This is a genomic window from Geosporobacter ferrireducens, assembly GCF_001750685.1.
GTDB classification, from domain to species: Bacteria; Bacillota; Clostridia; order Peptostreptococcales; family Thermotaleaceae; genus Geosporobacter; species Geosporobacter ferrireducens.
The window spans coordinates 299,950-317,229 of the sequence record NZ_CP017269.1 but is presented as its reverse complement, the minus strand read 5'-3'; the positions used below and the strand labels follow the sequence as shown (position 1 = coordinate 317,229).

Below are 17,280 nucleotides of genomic sequence, written 5' to 3'. Positions count from 1 at the left end.
AGGTGGATATGATGAAAATTGCTGTAGATGCCATGGGAGGAGATTTTGCTCCCCATGAAATTGTAAAGGGATCTATTGAAGCACAAAAAGAATTGGGTTTAGAAATTATTTTAGTGGGAAACAAGACACAAATAGAGAATGAATTGAAAAAATACGCTGTGAATTTAGAAAAGATACATATTCATCATACTACAGAAATTATTACGAACGATGATAAACCGGTTCATGCGGTAAGACAAAAAAAAGATTCTTCAATGGTAGTAGGATTGAATTTAGTAAAAGATGGGACAGCAGAAGCTTTTGTATCAGCAGGAAATACAGGGGCATTATTGGCTGGAAGTCTGTTTCAGTTGGGAAGAATTAAGGGTATTGACAGACCTGCCATTGGGGCACCCTACCCAACGCAAAAAGGAATATCCTTATTAGTTGATGCAGGTGCCAATGCTGAAGGTAAGCCTAGAAATCTGTTAGAATTTGGAGTCATGGGAAAGATTTATGCTGAAAAAGTCTTTGGAATTGAGAATCCAGAGATCGGGCTGGTGAATATCGGCACAGAAGAAGGAAAGGGAACAGAAATCATTAAACAGGCATATGAACTTTACAAAAAAACCAAGATGAACTTTATAGGAAATGTTGAGGCGAGAGAATTATCTAGAGGTGTGGCGGATGTAATCGTATGTGATGGCTTTGTAGGTAATGTAGTTCTAAAGTTAACAGAAGGTGTAGCAATGACAATAATGGATATGCTTAAGACGCAGCTAAAAAAGAATTTTGTGTCCAAGATTGGTGCTATGATCTTGATGCCGTCACTGAGGAATTTTAAAAAGGAATTGGATTATACAGAATATGGCGGCGCACTTATGCTAGGTGTAAACGGAGCAGTAATAAAGGCCCATGGCAGCTCTAATGCCAAGGCAGTTAAAAATGCAATCCGACAGGCGAAGAGCTTTGTAGAGCATCAAGTAATCCAATCGATTGTCCAAGAGATTGAAAGAATAGGAGATGAAAATAATGCTGATTAGTCTAAAGCCTGTTGGCATATTAGGCGTAGGTAGTTTTTTACCGGAAAAAGAAATAACGAATTTTGATCTGGAGAAAATGGTAGATACTACAAATGAATGGATCATTGAGAGAACGGGAATCAAGGCTAGACGTGTTGCAGATGAAAATACCGCAACCTCTGATTTGGCTACAGAAGCTGCCTTGAAAGCATTAAAAGATGCAAATGTCACTGCTGAAGAAATCGATCTGATTATTGTCGCAACCATAACGCCAGATATGGCATTTCCATCCACGGCTTGTATGGTTCAAAAAAATCTTAAAGCGATTAAGGCGGCCTCCTTTGATTTGGAAGCAGCATGCTCAGGATTTTTATATGGTGTAGCTATCGGAAAACAGTTTATTGCTACAGGCACTTATCAAAAGGTCCTTGTGATCGGTGCTGAGACCATGTCCCGAATTGTAGACTGGAGCGACAGAAATACAAGTATTTTATTTGGCGACGGCGCAGGCGCTGTTGTGCTGGGGGAAACAGAGGAAGGAAAGGGAATTTTGTCTACCTACATAGGATCGGATGGAGAAGGCGGAAAATTCTTAGCTTTGCCTGCCGGAGGATCGAGAATGCCTTCTACTGTGGAGACGATTCGAGACGGATTAAATTATGTAAAAATGGACGGCAGTGAAGTATTCAAATTTGCAGTAAGAATTATGGGAAGAGCAGCTGAGGAATCCTTAAAGCTTAGCGGACATCAGATTAATGAGATTGATTATCTCGTGCCCCATCAAGCCAATATACGTATTATAGAAGCAGCAGCAAAAAGACTGAAAATGCCTTTAGATAAAGTTTACGTAAATCTCGATAAATATGGAAATATGTCAGCTGCATCGGTTCCTGTGGCATTGGATGAAGCACTGCGGGAAGGAAAAATAAAGAAAGATGATTTGATTGTGATGGTAGGTTTTGGTGCAGGACTTACCTGGGGATCTTGTGTAGTAAAATGGAACAAGTAATCAATTTGAGAGGTGAATCTATGATATCTTCTAGGATAAGTAATTTGCTAAATATTCGTTACCCGATTTTGCAAGGAGGCATGGCTTGGATTGCGACTGCAGAATTGGCTGCGGCTGTTTCAAATGCAGGAGGTTTAGGGATCATTGCTGCAGGAAACGCACCAGTTGAATTTGTTGAAAATGAGATAAAGAAAATAAAAAGACTTACAAACCAACCTTACGGTGTAAATGTGATGCTTCTTTCTCCCCATGCGGATGAGATTATGGAATTGATCTTGAGAGAGGACGTTCCTGTTATTACAACCGGTGCCGGGAATCCAGGAAAATATATGACAAGATTAAAAGAACGCCAGATTAAAGTAATACCTGTGATTCCTTCTGTAGCATTAGCACAGCGGGTTGAAAAAATTGGTGCTGATGCAGTTATTGTTGAAGGAACAGAGGCCGGTGGACATATTGGAGAGCTGACAACCATGGCCTTAGTACCACAAGTAGTAGATGCTGTGAAAATTCCAGTAATTGCAGCTGGAGGAATTGCTGACGGGAGAGGTCTAGCGGCTGCTTTCGCATTAGGTGCTGAAGGGGTACAGGTAGGAACGCGGTTTGTATGTGCTACCGAGTGCACTGCCCATGCTCGATATAAAGAGGCTATTCTTAAAGCGAAAGATCGGGATACCATAGCAACAGGGAGAAGTACAGGACACCCTGTAAGAATTCTTAAAAATAAATTGGCCAAAGAATTTGATAAGCTTGAAAAAAACGGTGCCTCGGTTGAGGAACTAGAAAATCTTGGGGTAGGAAGATTAAGAATGTCAGTGGTAGAAGGTGATATAGAAAATGGTTCTGTTATGGCTGGACAAATTGCTGGAATGGTAAAAGAGATTAAGCCCTGTAGGGAGATCATAGAGGAAATGGTTGAAGAAGCTGTTAAATCCAGTGAACGAATTCACCATCTTTTGAAATAAGGAGTGTGTAAAATGCGAAAAATAGCGTTTATTTTTCCAGGGCAGGGTGCGCAATATGTTGGCATGGGAAAAGATATTGTAGAAAAGTATGGGGTTGCTGAACAGATTTTTACAGAAGCGGGGAATGCTGTTAGCTATGATATGAAAAAATTGTGTTTTGAGGGACCTGAACAAGAGTTAATCAAAACGGAAAATACACAGCCTGCCATATTAACTACTTGTATAGCCATCGCGAAAGTCCTGGAAGAAAAAGGACTAAAGGCAGATATTACTGCTGGATTGAGCTTAGGTGAGTATGCGGCATTGGTAATTGCAGGCGTTATTTCTTTTGAAGATGCGGTTGCACTAGTAAAAAAGAGAGGGCGATATATGCAGGAAGCTGTGCCGCTGGGCGAGGGTGCAATGGCAGCAATTCTTGGAATGGAACGCAATGAATTGCTGCAAGTGTTAGAACAGGTTCAATCTGTAGGTGTTGTGGAAGCTGCTAATTTCAATAGTCCTGGTCAAATCGTTATCTCAGGAGAACTAAAAGCGGTAGAAAAAGCCTGTGAAGCAGCAAAAGAAGCAGGCGCACTCAAGGCGGTTCTTTTGCCTGTTAGCGCACCTTTTCATTGTTCAATGCTGATTCCTGCAGGAGAAAAACTGAAAGAAGATTTAGAAAAAGTAGATGTAAGGGAATTACATATTCCGGTGATTGCCAATGTTCATGCAAACTATTACGAGGATGCAGAGCAAGTTAAGGAATTGCTGGTAAAACAAGTAAGCCATTCAGTACTATGGGAGGATTCCATGATCCGCATGCTAGAGGATGGTGTCAATACCTTTATTGAAATAGGACCAGGAAAATCACTCAATCAGTTTTTAAAAAAAATCCTAAAGAAATCCAAACATAGTGCAGAGATTTTTAGTGTAGAAAATGAAGCGTCTTTGGAAGTTGTTCTAAAGAACTTGCTTTAAGAAGGAGGTTGGAGTAATGAATTTTATAGGGAAAACAGCTATTGTAACAGGTGGATCAAGAGGGATCGGTAAAGCGATCGCGCTTAAACTGGCAGAACTTGGTGCAAATATTGCTGTGAATTATACGAGTAAACCAGAGGAAGCAGAGAAGGTTGTTGCTGCAATCAGGGAGATGGGAAGAGAAGCCATTGCAATAAAGGCAGATGTTTCTAAAGGGGATGATGTACAGCGGTTAATCGATGAAGTGGAGCATCAATTTCCAACCATCGACATACTCGTCAATAATGCCGGGATTACTAGAGATACGCTGCTGATGCGTATGAAGGATGAAGATTGGGATCAGGTTATAGCAATCAACTTAAAAGGAACCTATAATTGTACGAAAGCAGTTACTAGAAAAATGATGAAGCAAAAAAGCGGAAAAATCGTGAATATTGCTTCTGTTGTAGGTGTGATGGGTAACATAGGGCAATCCAATTATGCAGCCTCTAAAGCTGGAATCATCGGATTTACAAAATCCATAGCGAAAGAGTTAGCTACTAGAGGGATCAATGTAAATGCTGTTGCTCCTGGGTTTATTCAAACCAATATGACAGAAGTATTGTCGGAGGAGGTCAAAGAATCATTAATGACCCATATTCCAATGAAACAATTAGGGACGCCTGAAGATGTGGCAAATGTGGTTGCGTTTTTATGCTCGGACAATGCGCGATATATAACCGGACAAGTGCTCAACGTAGACGGTGGTATGGTTATGTAATGGAATTCACTGAGGGGAGGTGAAATGTATGGTATTTGAGAAGGTAGTAGAAATTATTGCTGAACAATTAGGCTTGGACAGCACAGAGGATATTACACCGCAAACTTCTTTAATGAAGGATTTGGAAGCAGATTCTTTAGACGCTGTAGAAATTATCATGGCATTAGAAGATGAATTTAGCGTGGAGATTCCTGATGAGGAAGCTGAGAAATTTAAGAACATCGGCGACATTGCAAATTATATTGAGGAAAACAAATAATAAAAGTCCCGGCTGTTAAGGTCGGGACAAATAATATCCTAGGGTTAAAATAATGGAATTATTCATTTTATATAGATGATCATCTGAAAAGATAGGAGGGTTATAACATGAAAAAACGTGTAGTTGTAACAGGAATAGGAGCAATTACCCCAATAGGTATTGGAAAAGATGTTTTTTTTAATGCATTAGAGAATGGGGTTAGCGGTTTGGATAACATTACAAAATTTGATGCATCTGAGTATAATACTAAAATTGCTGCAGAAGTAAAGGGTTTTGAGCCGAATGTGTATATTGATAAAAAAGAAGCAAAGCGGATGGACCGATTTACCCAATTCGCTGTAGCTGCATCTAAATTAGCTATTGAAGATGCTAAACTAGATACAGATGCAATAGATCAAAACCGTTTTGGTGTTGTTCTGGGATCTGGAATTGGTGGAATTGAAACCTTGGAAAAGGAATATGAAAAATTAGCAGAAAAAGGTCCAAACCGGGTAAGTCCATTTTTTATTCCAATGATGATTTCTAATATAGGAGCGGGGCAGGTTTCTATGACTTTTGGAGCAAAGGGGCCTAACACAACCGTTGTAACCGCATGTGCTTCTTCAACGAATTCAGTTGGTGAAGCCTTCAGAATAATTCAGGGTGGAGAGGCTGATATAATGATTACCGGTGGTGCAGAAGCCTCAATTACACCTTTAGCGATAGCGGGATTTTGCGCTATGAAAGCCATGTCCACTAGAAATGAAAATCCTCAAAAAGCAAGCAGTCCATTTGATAAGAACCGGGACGGCTTCGTAATGGGTGAAGGTGCCGGAATTTTGATACTAGAGGAGTTAGAACATGCAATAAAGCGTGGTGCACCCATCTACGCAGAGATTGTAGGTTATGGAATGAGTGCGGATGCTTATCATATTACCGCGCCGGCACCAGGAGGGGAAGGTGCTGCAAGAGCGATGAAAAATGCATTAAAAGATGCAGGATTATCACCAAATGATGTAGATTATATTAATGCTCACGGAACATCAACACCTTATAATGATAAATTTGAAACAATGGCGATCAAATCTGTATTTGAACAGCACGCATATGAACTCGCGGTCAGTTCTACAAAATCAATGACAGGACACTTGCTGGGAGCAGCTGGTGGTGTTGAGGCAATTGCCTGCATAATGGCTATTACGAAGGGAATTGTTCCGCCTACCATCAATTTAGAGAATCCTGATCCGGAATGTGACTTGGATTATGTGGCGAACAAAGCAAAGACAAAAGAGGTAAATGTAGCTTTATCAAATTCCCTGGGCTTTGGAGGGCATAATGCTACAATTATATTGAAAAAATATAAGGAATAAAAGAGAACCAAGAGGTTCTCTTTTCCTTTCTTATTTATTGGGATATGAAATGGTGCTTTTAAAATAAGAGGAAAAAGTGTAAAATATATAGAGAAAATGAATCATTCGTATAATATAGATCAGGAGGCTTCAAATGCTTAGCAAAACCTGTAGTAAAAATGAAACTATGAAGGAGTTAGAGGAAAAAATCGGGTATTATTTTCAGGATATTCATTTGCTGTTTGAATCTTTAACCCATAGCTCCTATGCAAATGAAAATAAGAAAAAAAATATTGCCTATAATGAGAGACTTGAATTTTTAGGAGATGCAGTCTTGAGTATTGTCATTAGTGAGCATTTATACAATAAGCTCAATACGTTTCAAGAAGGAGAGCTTACAAAAATAAGAGCGAGTATTGTCTGTGAGCCATCTCTCGCAAATTGTTCCAAAAATTTAAATATCGGAAAATATATTCTCCTAGGCAAAGGAGAGGAAGTGACAGGCGGAAGAGAGCGGGTTTCTATTTTAGCAGATACCTTTGAAGCAATTATTGGTGCTATTTATTTAGATGGTGGTTTGGGACAAGCACAAAGGTTTATCTTAAAAAGTTTAAAGGATACCATTGAGGATGCCATAAGCGGAAGAGTCTATCAAGATTATAAGACCCATTTGCAGGAGTATATTCAAAGCGAAAATTCTGAAAGAATTTTATATGAGGTCATTCATGAAGAGGGACCTGACCATAATAAAATTTTTCACGTCCATGTAAAGGTAGGAGAGAAAATTCTTGGGACTGGTATTGGAAGAAGCAAGAAAGAGGCAGAACAAAGTGCTGCGAAAGAAGCGTTGAAAGAGGTACAATAGATGGGAAAAAGACATTATATCATACCTGTATTTGTGCCACATCGCGGGTGTCCCCATGACTGTGTATTCTGCAATCAAAAAAAAATAACCGGTTATCCATGCGAAATAACCGGTGAAATGGTAGACCGTCAAATTCTTAATTTTTTAGATACCATAAAACCGGATGGACAGAAAACAATAGAAATAGCATTTTACGGGGGAAGTTTTACAGGTATTGAACAGCAGTATCAGGAAGAATTATTGACAGTTGCCTTTAATTGGAAAAAGAAGGGTTTTATCCAGGAAATTCGGATCTCTACAAGGCCGGATTATATTAGCGAATCAATTATTGAAAGATTATCATCTTTTGGAGTTACTGTTATTGAATTAGGTGTACAGTCTATGGATATAGATGTACTAAAGGCAAGCTGCAGGGGACATCTGCCAGAGGATGTGATTTATGCTGCAACTTTGATAAAATCACGTGGAATACAATTGGGATTGCAGATGATGATTGGGTTGCCGGAGGATACTTTGGAAAAATCCATTTATACCGCTGATCAAATTATTGCATTAACTCCTGATTTTGTAAGAATATATCCTACGTTAATTATACGGGATACCTATTTGGAAGTATTATTCCAGAAGGGGCTCTATGTGCCATTAACCCTTGCCGACGCATTGCTTTACGCAGAAACACTGGCGCTTAAATTTTTAAAGCATGATATTCCAATTATTCGGCTGGGCCTTCAGCCTACGGAAGATGTGGCTTTAGGCAAAGCGGTAATTGCAGGGCCTGTGCATCCAGCTTTCCGCCAAATGGTTGAAACGGAGATTTATAGGCATATGCTAGAGAAAATCTTCCGATATCATCGAATAGAGCATCTGGACATTGTAGAGATAAAAGGAAACGATGCAGACATTTCTGCTCTAGCGGGACAGAAAAGAAGAAATGTGATTGAACTTCAGAAGAACTTTAATATTAAAAGGATAAAGATTGTCAGGAATAATGAATTAAACAAGGGGACTATTCAGATCACTGCAGATGAAAAAGTGCCCATCTCTTATAGTATGAAAGAATACGCTTCCAATACAGTTTAAAGCCTATCCTTAGGATGGATAGGTTTTAAACTGTATTGTATTCATATTTGAGCATCATAGGTGTAAGAAAAAAATGGGGGGATTTGGCTTGTATCTTAAAAAAGTGGAAATTCATGGATTTAAATCCTTTGCAGATAGAGTTGAAGTGGAATTTGAAAAAGGAGTTACTGGAATCGTAGGGCCTAATGGAAGCGGTAAAAGCAATATTTCTGATGCAGTACGCTGGGTATTGGGAGAACAGAGCGCAAAAACCCTTCGTGGAAGCAAGATGGAGGATATTATATTTGCAGGAACTACGCAAAGAAAACCGGTGGGAATGGCAGAAGTATCTATGACACTTGATAATTCGGAAAATATATTACCCATCGATTATGCAGAGGTTACAGTTACCAGAAGAGTTTATCGTTCTGGAGAAAGTGAGTATTTAATCAATAAGACTCCCTGTAGACTAAAGGATATTCGGGAAATGCTTATGGATACAGGAATAGGGATAGATGGCTATTCTATTATTGGCCAAGGGCGGATTGATGAAATACTAAGCAATAAATCAGAGGATCGAAGATTAATATTTGAAGAGGCAGCAGGAATTGTTAAATATAAAACTAGAAAAGAAGAAGCCGAAAAGAAGCTAGAAAACACAAATCAAAATTTAACCAGAGTCGATGATATTATACAGGAGTTGGAGAACCGGATTGATCCTCTGCGTATTCAAAGTGAAAAGGCAAAGAATTTTATTCAACTAAGGGAAGAATTAAAAGATGTAGAGATCAATCTTTACATCCATGAGCTGGATGATCTAAGAAACAAAATCGAGACGATGAAGGAGCAGGAAGAGGTTATTCTTGGGCAATTGCAGCATTATACTCATGATAAAAAACAAATTGATGAGCAGCACAAAGGTTTAAAGGTAGAAATAGAATGTTTAGAAAATAGAATACAACAGTTGCAAAGCAATATTTTTGAAGCAACGAATCTACTAGAAAAAAAGGATGGAGAAATTAGCCTATACCACGAGAAGGTTTCTAATGTTGCAGAGTACGTTGCAAGATTGAATCTGGAGATTACTCAGATAGAAAATGAAAAAAAATCTGTTGAAAACCAGTTAGGTGAAAAGCTTCAGGAATTAGAGAATTATAAGATGCAACTGAAGGATGGAAAACAAGAAGTATATGAGAAAGAGAAGGAATTGGAGCAGTTTATTCAGTTATTAGTAAGACATGAGCAGGATATTGAGCATTCTACAGGAAATATGATTGAGCTATTGAATCAAAGCGCCAATAAGAAAAGTGAAATGAACAGTCTCATTTCTTTAAGGAGCAATCTTTCGAAACGATGCCAGCAGCTTTCTATAGAAATAGAGGAAATTAAAGAGAAGCAGCAAAACACTGCAGTAAATATAGAAAAGATCCTTGGAAATCTTGGGGCAAAGACACAGCAATTAGAAAGTAGCAAACGAGCGTTAGCGGAATTAAGAATAGATTTGGGAAAAGCAAAGCAGCTGGCTGTGGAAATGAAGAAGAAGTGTGAATATGCGAAACAAAAGATGCAAGAAAAACAGACTAAGAAGAATTTGCTGGAAGAGATGCAAAAAGATTATGAAGGATTTAATAAAAGTGTTAAAAATACATTGCAGGAAACAAAAAAGAATGCAGAATTGGGAAAAAACATTTATGGGGTTGTAGCAGAACTCATAGAAGTTCCAAAAGAACTAGAAGTAGCTATTGAAGTTGCATTAGGGAGCTCACTGCAAAATATTGTTTGTCAAAGAGCGGAAGATGCAAATAGAGTTATAGGACACCTGAAAAAAAACAACCTGGGCAGAGTAACTTTTTTACCTATAGACAGCATACGTATAGGCAGCTTTGTATCTGCAGCAACAAAAGAAGATATCCGAAGAATGAAGGGCTTTGTGGGGTATGCCAGCGAGGTCATTCGATATGATGCTTATTATAAAGACATTTTTCAATATCTTCTGGGGAAAGTAATATTAGTTGATAAGATTGAAAATGGTATAGTCATAGCGAAGGCCACAGGGCATAAACTTAAAATTGTTTCCTTGGAGGGAGATATTATTAATCCTGGTGGATCCATTACTGGCGGAAGTTATCATGCTAAAACAGTAAATTTTCTGAGTCGAAGAAGAGAAATTGACGAATTGGAGCAGGAAATATCTCTGGAGCGGAAAAACTATGAGGATTATGAAAGGCAGTTTTCAAGCAAAGAAACCCTTATTCACAGCTTAGAAAATCAAATTCAAGCAGCAGAAAGTGAACTAAAAAATGCGGAGATTCATGTAATCCACGAAAAAAACGATTATGAGCAGTTGAAAAAAGAAGAAAAGATGTATCTGGAACAAATAATGAAAAGTGAAAAAGAAATTCAACAGCTTATGGAAGAACAGGAAAACATTACGGTTTCACTGGAGATAAAAGAAAGAGAGATCGAGCAGCTTCAGAAAGATCAAGATACGCTGCAAAAATTGGTTTCTGTGGATAAAGATCAATATGATCTGCAAAAGAGCAAAAAAGAAGAAATGTCCGAGCAATTAACCGGAATAAAGATAAAAATGGCGTCCTTAAAACAGCAGATACAGAACTTAGAGCACCAGATTGAAGAGATTGAAAGAAGGAATGCAGAGTCACTGGATTTAAAGGTGAAAAAAGAAATGGAGATTGAAGCATTACTTCAGAACAAGTTATCCTATGAAAAACAGCTAGACAGACTTGCGATTGAAAGTAAAGATATAGATGTTTTGCGTCAGCAGTATGAATTTAATCTAACACAGCTCAGAGGGGACAAAGCCGATGTTAGCAAAAGGTTTGATGCAGTTGCTGAACAATTGGAAAAAATCAACGAAATCACTAGTGAACTACAGGACAGCCGCTATAAGATTGAAGTAAAACGAACGAGATTGGAAATCCAACAGGAATCTTACTGTAATAAGCTTTGGGAAGATTATGAAATGACCTATCTAGAAGCTATGGAATATAAAAAAGACAATATTCTTATGGGAGAATCCACGAAAAAAATTAAGATTCTTAAGGAGAAAATTAAAGAACTAGGCGCAGTCAATCTAGATGCCATACAAGAATATCAAGAGGTTATAGAAAGGTACGAATTTCTAACAAACCAGCGTTTTGATTTAATCCATGCGAAGGAATCTCTCCATGGTGTTATCAAAGAAATGGAAACGACAATGAAAGAGCAATTTATTGTATATTTTGAAAAGATTAGAGAAAACTTTGATCAGGTATTCAAACAATTATTTGGAGGTGGAAAGGCTGAACTGAAGCTGGTAGATGAGAGTGAAATATTAACTACGGGTATTGAAATTAATGCACAGCCCCCAGGTAAAAAGCTGCAGCATTTGTCTTTATTATCCGGCGGAGAAAGAGCACTGACAGCGATTTCACTTCTATTTGCAATATTAAAGGTAAAACCTACACCATTCTGTATATTAGATGAAATTGAAGCAGCATTAGATGATGCAAATGTTTATCGATACGCTGATTTTTTAAAAGAATTTTCAAAGGATACGCAGTTTATTGTAGTAACCCATAGAAAAGGTACCATGGAATGTGTAGATGCGCTATATGGTGTTACCATGCAAGAATATGGTGTTTCAAAATTAGTATCTGTAAAGCTAACAGATAAAGCGAGCTAAATTGGAGGGTTAAAATGTTTAAGAAAATACTGTCTAAATTAAAAAAAGATGAAGATAAAAAAGAAGAACAAAAATTGGAAGAGATTATAGAAGCTGAAGAAATCGTTGAGGATGACGAAGTGAATGGAGAGCATTATATAGGAGAAGATCTTGCAGAAGAAGATCTCATTGGAGAAGAATGGCAGGCAGCAGATTCTATAGAAGAGAAAGAGTCGCCTGTAGAGATTCAGCAAGCAGGAGAAGAGATTCCAGAAAAATCAGGATTTTTCGCCCGTCTAAAAGAAGGATTGACCAAAACAAGACAAGGCATAGCAGACAAGGTAGACCAGGTTTTGAAGACCTATAAAAAAGTTGATGATGAATTATTCGAAGAAATTGAAGAAATTTTGATTACTTCTGATGTGGGCATTAATACAACAATGAAAATTATCGAAAAACTAAAAGTAGAAGCGAAGGAGAAAAAAATCACTGAAGCTTCTGAACTAAAAGGATTGCTCAAGGAGATATTGATAGAGATATTAGATTTTGGTGACGCGCATCAGTTAGGAATCCAACCTGCTCCAGCCATATTGCTAATTGTTGGAGTAAATGGGGTTGGTAAGACAACTTCGATTGGAAAAATTGCACATCGTATTAAAAGCCAAGGAAAAAAAGTACTGCTAGCTGCTGGAGATACTTTTAGAGCTGCGGCCATAGATCAGCTAGAAATTTGGGGCAACCGGGTCGGTGTAGATGTTATAAAGCATCAAGAAGGTGCAGATCCGGCAGCAGTCTTATTTGATGCAATACAGTCTGCAAAGGCTAGAAAAATCGATGTATTGATTTGCGACACTGCAGGTAGACTGCATAACAAAAAAAATCTAATGAATGAATTAGGAAAAGTTAGCAAGGTTTTGGAAAAGGAATATGGAGATGCTACAAAGGACATTCTGCTGGTTTTAGATGCTACAACAGGACAAAATGCTATACAACAGGCGAAAACCTTTAAAGAGGTGGTAGATATTAATGGCATTATACTGACAAAGTTGGATGGTACGGCTAAAGGAGGTGTTGTTTTAGCCATTAGTTCTGAATTAAATGTACCTGTAAAATTGATCGGCGTAGGAGAAGGGATGAATGACTTGCAGGTTTTTGAACCGCGGGCTTTTGTAAATGCTTTATTTGGCGATGATGTATAAAAAAACGTTGACAAGAATGTCAATGTAAGGTAGAATTACATGTGTAAAGCAAAAAACCTTTACACATGTATCAGTAAGGAAGTGTTCAGATGTTTGATAAAATGCTCCAAATTAGCCTTCTATATGATTTTTATGGACAGCTGCTTACGGAAAAACAGCAAGAGGTAGTACAACTCTATTACAATAACGATTATTCATTAGGAGAAATATCTGAACAACTAAGCGTAAGCCGTCAAGCTGTATATGATACGATAAAAAGAACTGAGAAAGTACTATTCGAGTACGAAGAAAAATTAGGATTGGTTGAAAAATTTATTAATACACAGAGAGATATAGAGAAGATTCTTGAAATCGCAGAAAAAATAGAACACCATATTGATCTCTCAAAGAATGATATGCGTGATTTTCAAGAAGAAATAAAAAAAGTTAGATCTATTGCTATACACATATTGGAAAATAGCCCTTAGGGAGGTAACAAAATGGTTTTTGAAGGGTTGGCTGATAAACTCCAAGGAGCACTGCAAAAGCTGAAGGGCAAGGGCAAACTTACAGAAAAAGACGTTAAAGAAGCGATGCGCGAAGTAAAGCTAGCTCTTCTGGAAGCGGATGTAAACTTCAAGGTTGTAAAGGATTTTATAGATAAAGTTAAAGATAGAGCTGTGGGAAATGAGGTATTAGAAAGTCTTACTCCGGGACAACAGGTTATAAAGATTGTCAATGAAGAATTAACTGCATTAATGGGGACAACACAGAGTAAAATTGCATTTTCTTCGAAACCGCCTACGGTTATCATGTTGGTAGGGTTGCAAGGTGCGGGTAAAACTACAACCGGCGGAAAATTAGGGGGATTCTTGAAAAAGTCAGGCAAGAGACCTCTCCTTATAGCCGGGGATATTTACCGTCCTGCTGCGATCAAGCAGTTGCAGGTTGTTGGAGGACAATTAGATTTGCCGGTTTTCTCACTTGGAGATAAAGTAAATCCTGTTCATATTGCAAAGGCTGGTGTAGAACACGCAGTAAAGCATGGAAATGACTTAGTCATTATTGATACCGCCGGAAGACTTCATGTAGATGAGAATCTTATGGAAGAACTTCAGAATATAAAGCAAGAAGTCAAACCTCATGAGATCCTATTAGTTTTGGATGCTATGACAGGGCAGGATGCAGTCAATGTGGCAGAAATATTTAATGAAAAACTCGGGATTGACGGAGTAATTCTGACGAAGCTGGACGGGGATACAAGGGGCGGCGCTGCCCTCTCTGTACGAGCTGTTACCAATAAACCTATCAAGTTTATTGGTATGGGGGAAAAACTCAATGACTTGGAACCTTTTTTCCCGGATAGAATGGCTTCAAGAATTTTGGGCATGGGAGACATTTTAAGCCTTATTGAAAAAGCCCAGGCAAACTTTGATGAGAAAAAAGCAAGAGAGTTAGAAAAGAAGATAAAATCACAAGATTTTACATTTGATGATTTTTTGGATCAACTTCAACAGATGAAGAATATGGGGCCTTTGAGCCAGCTTTTGGAAATGATTCCCGGTGCAAATTCAAAGCAGCTTAAAAATCTAGAAGTAGATGAAAAAGAGCTTGTTCATATTGAAGCCATTATTAAATCAATGACAAAAGCGGAGAGAAAGAACCCGTCGATTATCAATGGCAGTAGGAGAAAACGAATTGCTTTAGGCAGTGGTACGACGGTACAAAAAGTAAATAATTTATTAAAGCAGTTTGAGCAGACAAGAAAAATGATGAAGCAATTTGCCGATATGGAAAAAGGCATGAAAAAGGGTGGCAAAATGAAATTTCCATTTCTTGGAAGATAAATCATTACAGGATATTTAAAGGAGGTGAAGAATGTGGCGGTAAAAATTAGATTGAAAAGAATGGGAGCTAAAAAGAAGCCTTTCTATAGACTTGTAGTTGCAGATTCTCGTTCACCTAGAGATGGCAGATTCATCGAAGAGCTAGGATATTACAACCCAGTTGCAGATCCAGCTGAAGTAAGAATTGATGATGAAAAAGCAATTAAGTGGTTAAAGACAGGTGCGCAACCTACAGATACTGTAAGAGACCTATTCAAAAAATATGGCGTTATTGAAAAGTTCGAGCAGTCTAAGAAAGCATAATCGCTTTCAGGGGGTGTGTAAAAATGGGTGAATTAGTAAAAGTAATCGCTAAAGCATTAGTAGATAACCCAGACGAAGTTTTTGTAAATGAAATTGAAGGAAAGCAATCTTTAATTGTAGAATTAAAGGTTGCTGCTGAAGACATGGGAAAGGTGATCGGTAAGCAGGGAAGGATTGCCAAAGCGATCAGAACTGTTGTAAAGGCCGCCGCTACCAAGGATAATAAAAGAGTAGTTGTAGAAATTATTCAATAAAATGAAAGGATTAGGTCTGCCTAATCCTTTTATTCTATTTCATCTTTGTATACAAAAAGAGAGCCATGGAAATACTGATAAAAGTAGATTCGCTCAGGATGTAACAAGAGGCAGGTGAGCTTATGAATAAACTGCTTAGAGTAGGGCAGATCGTGAATACACAAGGAATTCGCGGGGAGATGAGGATATATCCTTTAACGGATTATAAAGAAAGATTTGAAGAAATTGATTGGGTTTATATGGGTGAGGACACAGATAAAAAGTATTTTATCGAAAAAGTAAGATATAAGAATGAACTTGTGATTCTAAAGCTAAAAGGGATAGATGATATCAACGAAGCTGAAAAGTTTAAAACGAAATATCTGACAATTCCTAAAGCGTTCTCTCGAATATTGCCTGAGGATACTTATTATATTGTGGATTTGATTGGTATGGAGGTCTACACGCAAGAGCATGAATATCTTGGTGTACTTAAAGAGGTAATACAGTCAGCAGGTAATGACATCTATGAAATAACCTATCATAAAAATCCTGAAAAAAGTATTTTGATTCCAGCAGTAGGTGAGTTTATTAAAGAAGTAGATATGAAAGAAAAAAAGATTACGGTGCAATTGATTGAGGGTTTTTTAGAATGAAAATTGATATATTAACACTTTTTCCCCATATGTTTGAGGCTCCTCTAGGAGAAAGTATTATTGGCAGGGCCAGAGAAAAGGAAATCTTAAATATACAGGTTTATAATATTCGAGACTATGCCGAAAATAAACATAAGCGAGTAGATGATTATCCCTATGGTGGGGGTGCGGGGATGGTGATGCAGCCTGAACCTATTTTCAATGCGCTTGAATCTATCGGAGTAGAAAAAGCAAGAATTCTTTATATGTCTCCCAAAGGAAAAACCTTTCATCAGGAGATGGCCATAGCGTTATCTAAAGAAGAACATCTGGTCTTTCTTTGCGGGCATTATGAGGGAATCGATCAAAGAGTACTGGATTATTGGGTGACTGATGAGATTTCCATAGGAGATTATGTATTAACCGGGGGAGAGCTTCCGGCTATGGTGGTAATCGATGCAGTAGCAAGAATGATCCCGGGTGTATTAAGCCAAAGCGAATCCTTTATGGACGAATCTTTTTATTCCGGATTATTGGAGTATCCGCAATATACAAGACCTAGTGAATACCGTGGGCTCAAGGTGCCAGAAACGTTGTTGTCCGGGAATCATAAAAATATTGAGGCGTGGAGAAAAACAGAGGCACTAAAGCTTACAATTCGAAATCGGCCGGATCTATTGGAAAAATACATACAAAATCCAGGGTTACCTGAAAAGGAAAAACAAATGATCCGCAAACTAATGAAAGAAATATTAGAGAAATAGGCATTGTCTTCTCATTGGTATTGTGATATAATGACTTGTGGCATTACGGACGGTCCTCTGCTAATAAGGTAGCAAGAACGTCTAGGAAGGAAGGAGGGGCAATTATGGATATTATTCGTGCGATTGAGCAAGAAAATATGAAGTCAGATATTCCTAATTTTGCAATTGATGACACAGTAAAAGTTCACTTAAAAGTAAAAGAAGGTAATAGAGAAAGAATTCAGGTTTTCGAAGGTGTTATCTTAAAGAGACAAAATGGCGGGGCCAGTGAAACCTTTACAGTAAGAAGAATTTCTTACGGTGTAGGCGTTGAGAGAACATTACCTTTACATTCACCAAAGATTGATAAGATCGAAATCGTGAAGAGAGGTAAAGTGCGTAGAGCGAAGTTAAATTATCTTCGTGAAAGAACTGGTAAAGCAGCAAAAATTAAAGAGAAAAAGTTTTTCTAAA

18 protein-coding genes are annotated in these 17,280 nt (G+C 38.0%); all 18 read left to right on the top strand.

Annotated elements, in window-relative coordinates:
• The first annotated feature begins 11 nt into the window (after positions 1 to 11).
• The 18 genes from plsX to rplS all read left to right on the top strand — a co-directional run bounded on the left by plsX (position 12) and on the right by rplS (position 17,279).
• Positions 12 to 1,022, top strand: coding sequence for a phosphate acyltransferase PlsX (gene plsX / locus Gferi_RS01585; protein ID WP_069981253.1), 1,011 nt, complete (start codon positions 12 to 14; stop codon positions 1,020 to 1,022).
• On the top strand, positions 1,012 to 2,010 hold the full coding sequence (locus Gferi_RS01580) for a beta-ketoacyl-ACP synthase III (RefSeq protein WP_069973949.1): 999 nt from the start codon (positions 1,012 to 1,014) through the stop codon (positions 2,008 to 2,010). The genes plsX and Gferi_RS01580 overlap by 11 nt, the downstream gene beginning before the upstream one ends.
• 20 nt (positions 2,011 to 2,030) lie before the next feature.
• The gene (gene fabK / locus Gferi_RS01575; protein ID WP_069981252.1) at positions 2,031 to 2,975 is read left to right on the top strand and encodes an enoyl-[acyl-carrier-protein] reductase FabK; all 945 of its coding nucleotides are present in this window, start codon (positions 2,031 to 2,033) and stop codon (positions 2,973 to 2,975) included.
• A gap of 12 nt (positions 2,976 to 2,987) precedes the next feature.
• Positions 2,988 to 3,932: an ACP S-malonyltransferase gene (fabD, locus tag Gferi_RS01570; protein WP_069973948.1), complete on the top strand. Its 945-nt coding sequence runs from the start codon at positions 2,988 to 2,990 to the stop codon at positions 3,930 to 3,932.
• A 16-nt stretch (positions 3,933 to 3,948) separates the two neighbouring features.
• Positions 3,949 to 4,692, top strand: coding sequence for a 3-oxoacyl-[acyl-carrier-protein] reductase (gene fabG, locus Gferi_RS01565; RefSeq protein ID WP_069973947.1), 744 nt, complete (start codon positions 3,949 to 3,951; stop codon positions 4,690 to 4,692).
• Positions 4,693 to 4,720: 28 nt separating this feature from the next.
• Positions 4,721 to 4,951 carry an acyl carrier protein gene (gene acpP / locus Gferi_RS01560; RefSeq protein WP_069973946.1) on the top strand — a complete coding sequence of 77 codons (231 nt, stop codon included), beginning with the start codon at positions 4,721 to 4,723 and terminating at the stop codon, positions 4,949 to 4,951.
• Between the two features lie 107 nt (positions 4,952 to 5,058).
• On the top strand, positions 5,059 to 6,300 hold the full coding sequence (gene fabF, locus Gferi_RS01555; RefSeq protein WP_069973945.1) for a beta-ketoacyl-ACP synthase II: 1,242 nt from the start codon (positions 5,059 to 5,061) through the stop codon (positions 6,298 to 6,300).
• Positions 6,301 to 6,433: 133 nt separating this feature from the next.
• Positions 6,434 to 7,144, top strand: coding sequence for a ribonuclease III (gene rnc / locus Gferi_RS01550; protein ID WP_069973944.1), 711 nt, complete (start codon positions 6,434 to 6,436; stop codon positions 7,142 to 7,144).
• Positions 7,145 to 8,224: an elongator complex protein 3 gene (locus Gferi_RS01545; protein ID WP_069973943.1), complete on the top strand. Its 1,080-nt coding sequence runs from the start codon at positions 7,145 to 7,147 to the stop codon at positions 8,222 to 8,224.
• A gap of 88 nt (positions 8,225 to 8,312) precedes the next feature.
• Entirely contained in the window at positions 8,313 to 11,888 is a 3,576-nt protein-coding gene (gene smc / locus Gferi_RS01540) for a chromosome segregation protein SMC (protein WP_069981251.1), read from the top strand.
• A gap of 14 nt (positions 11,889 to 11,902) precedes the next feature.
• Positions 11,903 to 13,066, top strand: a complete 1,164-nt coding sequence (gene ftsY, locus Gferi_RS01535; protein WP_069973942.1) for a signal recognition particle-docking protein FtsY — start codon at positions 11,903 to 11,905, stop codon at positions 13,064 to 13,066.
• A gap of 89 nt (positions 13,067 to 13,155) precedes the next feature.
• On the top strand, positions 13,156 to 13,533 hold the full coding sequence (locus Gferi_RS01530; protein WP_069973941.1) for a putative DNA-binding protein: 378 nt from the start codon (positions 13,156 to 13,158) through the stop codon (positions 13,531 to 13,533).
• A 12-nt stretch (positions 13,534 to 13,545) separates the two neighbouring features.
• Positions 13,546 to 14,892: a signal recognition particle protein gene (ffh, locus tag Gferi_RS01525; protein ID WP_069973940.1), complete on the top strand. Its 1,347-nt coding sequence runs from the start codon at positions 13,546 to 13,548 to the stop codon at positions 14,890 to 14,892.
• 33 nt (positions 14,893 to 14,925) lie between these two features.
• Positions 14,926 to 15,195: a 30S ribosomal protein S16 gene (gene rpsP / locus Gferi_RS01520; RefSeq protein ID WP_069973939.1), complete on the top strand. Its 270-nt coding sequence runs from the start codon at positions 14,926 to 14,928 to the stop codon at positions 15,193 to 15,195.
• Positions 15,196 to 15,218: 23 nt separating this feature from the next.
• Positions 15,219 to 15,449: a KH domain-containing protein gene (locus tag Gferi_RS01515; protein WP_069973938.1), complete on the top strand. Its 231-nt coding sequence runs from the start codon at positions 15,219 to 15,221 to the stop codon at positions 15,447 to 15,449.
• Between the two features lie 122 nt (positions 15,450 to 15,571).
• Entirely contained in the window at positions 15,572 to 16,084 is a 513-nt protein-coding gene (gene rimM, locus Gferi_RS01510) for a ribosome maturation factor RimM (protein ID WP_069973937.1), read from the top strand.
• Entirely contained in the window at positions 16,081 to 16,827 is a 747-nt protein-coding gene (gene trmD, locus Gferi_RS01505) for a tRNA (guanosine(37)-N1)-methyltransferase TrmD (protein WP_069973936.1), read from the top strand. Before rimM ends, trmD begins: the two co-directional genes overlap by 4 nt.
• A 104-nt stretch (positions 16,828 to 16,931) precedes the next feature.
• Positions 16,932 to 17,279 carry a 50S ribosomal protein L19 gene (gene rplS, locus Gferi_RS01500; protein WP_069973935.1) on the top strand — a complete coding sequence of 116 codons (348 nt, stop codon included), beginning with the start codon at positions 16,932 to 16,934 and terminating at the stop codon, positions 17,277 to 17,279.
• Position 17,280: the final 1 nt, after the last annotated feature.